Genomic DNA, 6,035 nt, shown 5'->3' with positions numbered 1-6,035 from the left:
GGCTTCCTGCACGCAAAACAGATCCTCTAAGAGTGTGGATGGCTCCTTATTCTAGCAGCCAGCAGGCGCTTGCCAACCTCTCAACCTTCGCTGGGCGCAAAAGGATAACCCGCAGCGATAATCTGCATGATTTCCGGCTGCCAGTTAACGGCAGGCATCTTCACCAGCGCGGGGTAAAACACCTGCGGGGAAGGGAAAACATCCACCACATAGCAATGCTGTAACTTTGCTGGGTCAACCTCGGATGAGGGAAGCAGCGTCGCCGCCTCCAGCCCCGACTCCAGCCACTCTAAAATGACCCCTGGCTGCGTGATCTGCATAATCACCTTCGGGTTGCCGCCTGCCTTACGGAACAGGTCGAGCAGCATCTCATACGTACCGGAATCTTTTGCCCGATGCAGCAAAACCAGGGGAAAGGCCGCGAGCGCCTGATAATCAAAAGGCGATGACGGCGCCTCTGACAGGCAACGTTTATTGATAACCGCCACCGGCTTTATCGGATCAAATGAGACAAAATCATACCCTTCGCTGCGGTAGGGCCGCTGAATCATGGCGAAATCAATATGGCCTTCATTAAGCAGTGTCTCTAAATGGCTGGAGTCGGTTACCGATATATTTATTTCAATATGCGGATGCCGACGATACAGCTCCAGCAATAACGGTTTGAACCAGGACTGGAAAAGATGGGTCAGGCCGATTTTTAACTGGAATTGTTCCTGATGGGCAATAGCTACCGTTTCCCTGGCGGTGTCTTCAATCTGACGTAATATCTCGCAGGCTTTGCGATAAAGAAAGTAACCCGCTTCCGTGGGTTCGATCCGGTTTCCCTGGCGGGTAAACAGCGATACCGCCAGCTCCTTTTCCAGCTCCTGAATACGTTTGCTAAGCGGCGGCTGCGCCATATTCAGCACTTTCGCTGCCTGGCTGACGGAGCCCTGCTCCACAACACGGCAGAAATAGCGCAATCTTTTCAGATCCATAGCGGGTCGCTCTGTAATGATAAGGCGCTCAGTATCACACTTGTCGAATCAAAGCGAAAGCCTGCTTTATTTTCACTATTGCCCTAAATAATTAACATTTTTGAAAAAATTACCTTTTTGATCTGCTTAGCCTCAGGAAAACGGTATTTGCCTTAGCGCCATGACAAAAATAGGGTATCGCCAGGTTTTCATTTTTTTCTGCAAAAGGAACAGGCTATGTCTGAGTCACAAAATAGCGTTTCCGATTTACGCTCGGCGCTGGAATTATTAAAAACGTTACCCGGCGAATACGTTGAAACCAATACCGAAGTCGATCCGCACGCGGAGCTTTCCGGCGTATACCGCTACGTGGGCGCTGGCGGAACCTGCCAGCGCCCCACCCGTAAAAACGGCCCGGCGATGGTCTTCAAAAATATTAAAGGTTTTCACGATATCAGCGTGGCGATTGGCCTCAATGGTTCACGTCAGCGCGTAAGCCATTTTCTGCGCTGCGCGCCGGAAAAGCTGGGCCACCTGTTAAAAGAGTCGGTTGCCAGCGCCATTCCCCCTGTCACGGTGGATAACGCCGTCTGCCAGGAGGTGGTACATCTGGCAAGCGATGCCGATTTCGACCTGCGAAAGCTGCTGCCTGCGCCAACCAATACCGAAGAGGATGCCGGGCCGTATATCACGATGGGGCTGTGCTACGCCTCCGATCCCGAAACACATGAATCCGACATCACCATTCACCGCCTGTGCGTGCAGAGCCGTGACGAGCTCTCTATGTGGCTGACGCCGGGGCGCCATATCGACGCCTTCCGCATGAAGGCGGAAGCCGAAGGGCAACCGCTGCCGATCTCAATCAGCATCGGCGTGGACCCGGCCATTGAGATTGCCGCCTGCTTCGAGCCGCCGACCACGCCGCTGGGCTTCAATGAACTGAGTATCGCCGGGGCGCTGCGCGGTAAGGCGGTGGAAATGGTGCAGTGTAAAACCATCAACGAAAAAGCCATCGCCCACGCCGAGATTGTCATTGAAGGCGAGCTGCTGCCGGACGTGCGCGTGCGTGAGGACCAGAACACCGATACGGGCCGCGCGATGCCGGAGTTCCCCGGCTACACCGGCGAAGCCAAAGCGGCTATTCCGGTTATCAAGGTAAAAGCGGTCACCCACCGCACCCATCCTATCTGGCGCACCACCGTCGGGCCAGGCGAAGAGCATGTCAATATGGCGGGCATTCCAACGGAAGCCAGCATCCTGGATATGGTGGAACGCGCCATGCCGGGCAAACTCCTGAATGTTTTCGCCCACTCGGCAGGCGGCGGCAAGCTGCTGGCGGTGCTGCAATTTAAAAAATCCTCTCCGGCGGATGAAGGCCGCCAGCGTCAGGCCGCCCTGCTGGCGTTTTCTGCCTTCCCGGAACTCAAACATGTGATTCTGGTGGATGAAGATGTCGATATTTTCGACAGCGACGACGTGCTGTGGGCAATGCAGACCCGCTACCAGGGCGATGTCGATACGGTGACGATCCCCGGCGTGCGCTGCCACCCTCTCGATCCGTCGCAGGTGCCGGAATACAGCCCGTCCATTCTGCAACAGGGCATGTCCTGCAAGACGCTGTTCGACTGCACGGTGCCCTTCCACCTGAAGCACAACTTCGAGCGCTCTAAATTTAAAGAGGTGGACGTGAAACGCTTCCTGCCGGATTTCGAATAACGCTATTGCCGGGCCGGGGCCTGTTTTGGTAATGCCTTTCTCAGCGTAATAGGCTACGCTGATGGGCTGAGTACATGGCCCGGTATGTGCCGGGTCGTTTTTGATTTACAGGAGTTTTCATGACCCGGGAACATGTCATACTGCTGGATGCCCAGGACGCCCCTTCCGGCACGCAGGAAAAATACGCGGCGCATACTCAATCCACCCCGCTTCACCTCGCCTTCTCTTGTTGGTTGTTTAACGACCGGGGCCAGTTTCTGGTAACCCGCCGCTCGCTTGCCAAAAAGGCGTGGCCGGGCGTATGGACTAACTCGGTATGCGGCCATCCGCAACAGGGTGAAGACACCGAAGCAGCTATCGTTCGCCGCTGCCGTTTTGAGCTTGGCGTAGAGGTTGCCGCCCTCACCCCCGTCTACCCGACATTCCGCTACCGCGCCGTCGACCCGGGGGGCATAGTGGAAAATGAAGTCTGCCCGGTGTATGCCGCGCGGGCAACCAGCGAACTGCAGGTTAATGCCGATGAAGTAATGGCGTACCAGTGGAGCGATCTTGAGGCGGTATTACGCGCAATCAGCGCCACGCCGTGGGCGTTCAGCCCGTGGATGGTAATGCAGGCGTCAGACGACGCGGCGCGCGAAGCACTGCTGCGTTTCAGCCGCCAGCAATAAAAAACCCCGACGCACCGGCCGGGGTTTTCATTTGTCACCGTGAGGCTTATTTCACCGGACGCATCGCCGGGAAGAGGATCACGTCGCGGATGGTATGGCTGTTGGTGAACAGCATAACCATACGGTCGATACCAATGCCCAGGCCCGCTGTCGGCGGCAGGCCATGTTCCAGCGCGGTTACGTAGTCTTCGTCGTAGAACATCGCTTCATCGTCGCCCGCTTCTTTAGCGTTAACCTGATCCTGGAAGCGCTGCGCCTGGTCTTCTGCGTCGTTCAACTCGCTAAAGCCGTTGCCGATTTCACGCCCGCCGATAAAGAACTCGAAGCGATCGGTGATTTCCGGGTTCACGTCGTTACGGCGCGCCAGCGGGGAGACCTCCGCCGGATATTCGGTGATAAAGGTCGGCTGAATCAGGTGCGCTTCCGCCACTTCTTCGAAGATCTCGGTCACGATACGGCCCAGACCCCAGCTCTTCTCAACCTTGATACCGATGCTTTCAGCGATGGCTTTCGCAGAATCGAAGTTATCCAGATCCGCCATCTCAGTTTCCGGACGGTATTTCTTGATAGCTTCGCGCATGGTCAGTTTTTCAAACGGCTTGCCGAAGTCGAAAGTCTGATCGCCATAAGGCACTTCGGTGGTGCCGAGAATATTCTGCGCCAGAGTACGGAACAGCGATTCGGTCAGCTCAATCAGATCTTTGTAATCCGCATACGCCATGTAGAGTTCCATCATGGTGAACTCAGGGTTATGGCGAACGGAGATGCCTTCGTTACGGAAGTTACGGTTGATCTCGAACACGCGTTCGAAGCCGCCAACCACCAGACGCTTGAGGTACAGTTCCGGCGCGATACGCAGGTACATGTCCAGATCCAGCGCGTTATGATGGGTGATAAACGGACGCGCGGAAGCGCCGCCAGGAATCACCTGCATCATCGGGGTCTCTACTTCCATAAAGTCGCGGCCAACCATGAACTGGCGGATGCCCGCCAGAATCTGCGAACGCACTTTAAACGTTTTGCGGGATTCATCGTTAGAGATGAGATCCAGATAGCGCTGACGATAGCGCGCTTCCTGATCCTGCAGGCCGTGAAATTTATCCGGCAGCGGACGCAGCGCTTTGGTCAGCAGGCGCAGTTCGGTGCAGTGGATAGACAGTTCGCCCGTTTTGGTTTTGAACAGTTTACCTTTGGCGCCGAGGATATCGCCCAGATCCCATTTCTTGAACTGCTCGTTATAAACGCCTTCCGGCAGATCGTCGCGAGCAACGTACAGCTGAATACGGCCGCCAACGTCCTGCAGGGTCACGAAGGACGCTTTACCCATAATGCGGCGGGTCATCATGCGCCCGGCAACGGCCACTTCAACGTTGAGCGCTTCCAGCTCTTCGTTCTCTTTCGCATCAAAGTCAGCATGCAGTTGGTCTGAGGTATGGTCGCGACGGAAATCGTTCGGGAACGGAACGCCCTGCTCACGAAGCTGAGCCAGCTTCTCGCGGCGCGCTTTCATTTCATTGTTAAGATCGGCTACCTCATCAGCGGCCTGTACGTTTTGTTCAGACATTTTGGTTCCTCATAACCCTGCTTTCAAACTTGCTTCAATAAATTGGTCCAGGCTACCGTCCAGCACCGCCTGCGTATTGCGGGTTTCAACCCCGGTGCGCAGATCTTTGATACGGGAGTCGTCGAGGACATAAGAACGAATCTGGCTGCCCCAGCCGATGTCGGATTTGTTATCTTCCATCGCCTGTTTCTCGGCATTTTTCTTCTGCATTTCCAGTTCATAAAGCTTCGCTTTCATCTGCTTCATGGCCTGGTCTTTGTTCTTGTGCTGTGAGCGGTCGTTCTGACACTGCGTCACCAGCCCGGTAGGAATGTGGGTGATACGCACCGCCGATTCCGTACGGTTAACGTGCTGACCGCCCGCGCCGGACGCGCGGTACACGTCAATACGCAGATCCGCCGGGTTGATTTCGATATCGATATCGTCTTCCACTTCCGGGTAGACGAAGGCGGAGCTGAACGAGGTGTGGCGGCGACCACCGGAATCGAACGGGCTTTTACGTACCAGGCGGTGAACGCCGGTTTCCGTACGCAGCCAGCCGTAGGCGTATTCGCCAGCGATTTTGATGGTCACGGATTTGATACCGGCCACTTCGCCTTCCGACTCTTCAATGATTTCTGTTTTAAAGCCGCGCGCTTCGGCCCAGCGCAGATACATGCGCATCAGCATGCTCGCCCAGTCCTGGGCTTCGGTGCCGCCGGAACCAGCCTGAATATCCAGATAGCAGTCGGCGCTGTCGTACTCGCCGGAGAACATGCGGCGGAACTCAAGCTGCGCCAGTTTCTCTTCCAGCGTATCGAGTTCAGCAACGGCTTCGTTAAAGGTCTCTTCATCATCGGCCTCGACGGCCAGTTCCAGCAGGCCGGAGACATCTTCAAGCCCCTGAGCCATCTGGTCGAGCGTATCGACGATCGCTTCGAGAGAAGAACGCTCTTTACCCAGCGCCTGCGCGCGTTCGGGTTCATTCCAGACGTCCGGCTGTTCCAGCTCGGCGTTTACTTCTTCAAGACGCTCTTTCTTCGCATCGTAGTCAAAGATACCCCCTAAGAACGTCGGAGCGCTCCGTGAGGTCCTGAATGCGGTTTTTTACCGGGTTGATTTCAAACATGGTCGTTTTCTTTTGATGGA

At 55.7% G+C, this 6,035-nt stretch carries 5 protein-coding genes; 2 read left to right on the top strand and 3 right to left on the bottom strand.

Annotation, left to right across the window (positions count from 1 at the left end; translation table 11 throughout):
• Positions 1 to 80: 80 nt before the first annotated feature.
• On the bottom strand, positions 81 to 980 hold the full coding sequence (locus ENTHG_RS12450; RefSeq protein WP_044180133.1) for a LysR family transcriptional regulator: 900 nt from the start codon (positions 978 to 980) through the stop codon (positions 81 to 83).
• Positions 981 to 1,196: 216 nt separating this feature from the next.
• Here ENTHG_RS12450 and ENTHG_RS12445 point away from each other — a divergent pair, with 216 nt between their 5' ends.
• Positions 1,197 to 2,675 (top strand): UbiD family decarboxylase, encoded by a 1,479-nt coding sequence (locus ENTHG_RS12445; RefSeq protein ID WP_044180131.1) that lies wholly within the window; start codon positions 1,197 to 1,199, stop codon positions 2,673 to 2,675.
• Positions 2,676 to 2,794: 119 nt separating this feature from the next.
• A complete protein-coding gene (gene idi, locus ENTHG_RS12440; RefSeq protein WP_044180130.1) occupies positions 2,795 to 3,343 on the top strand; it encodes an isopentenyl-diphosphate Delta-isomerase in 549 nt (182 codons plus the stop codon).
• 46 nt (positions 3,344 to 3,389) lie between these two features.
• Here idi and lysS read toward each other — a convergent pair whose 3' ends face one another.
• Together lysS and prfB are read right to left on the bottom strand one after the other, a co-directional pair.
• Positions 3,390 to 4,907: a lysine--tRNA ligase gene (gene lysS, locus ENTHG_RS12435; RefSeq protein ID WP_044180128.1), complete on the bottom strand. Its 1,518-nt coding sequence runs from the start codon at positions 4,905 to 4,907 to the stop codon at positions 3,390 to 3,392.
• A 9-nt stretch (positions 4,908 to 4,916) separates the two neighbouring features.
• Positions 4,917 to 6,015 (bottom strand): peptide chain release factor 2 gene (prfB, locus tag ENTHG_RS12430; RefSeq protein WP_106403261.1). Its coding sequence is split into 2 segments (ribosomal slippage): positions 4,917 to 5,939 and positions 5,941 to 6,015, totalling 1,098 coding nucleotides; the frame shifts between segments, so codons are not numbered across the junction.
• Positions 6,016 to 6,035 lie beyond the last annotated feature (20 nt).

Source organism: Phytobacter massiliensis JC163 (assembly GCF_000321045.1).
GTDB classification, from domain to species: Bacteria; Pseudomonadota; Gammaproteobacteria; order Enterobacterales; family Enterobacteriaceae; genus Phytobacter_A; species Phytobacter_A massiliensis.
Note: the sequence above shows the minus strand (reverse complement) of the source record. Positions and strands in the feature narration are given on the sequence as shown.

Excerpts from the sequence above, each read along its gene's own strand:
- ENTHG_RS12450 (WP_044180133.1), bottom strand. The coding sequence starts at position 980 with ATGGATCTGAAAAGATTGCGCTATTTCTGCCGTGTTGTGGAGCAGGGC.
- lysS (WP_044180128.1), bottom strand. The coding sequence starts at position 4,907 with ATGTCTGAACAAAACGTACAGGCCGCTGATGAGGTAGCCGATCTTAAC.
- ENTHG_RS12445 (WP_044180131.1), top strand. The coding sequence starts at position 1,197 with ATGTCTGAGTCACAAAATAGCGTTTCCGATTTACGCTCGGCGCTGGAA.
- idi (WP_044180130.1), top strand. The coding sequence starts at position 2,795 with ATGACCCGGGAACATGTCATACTGCTGGATGCCCAGGACGCCCCTTCC.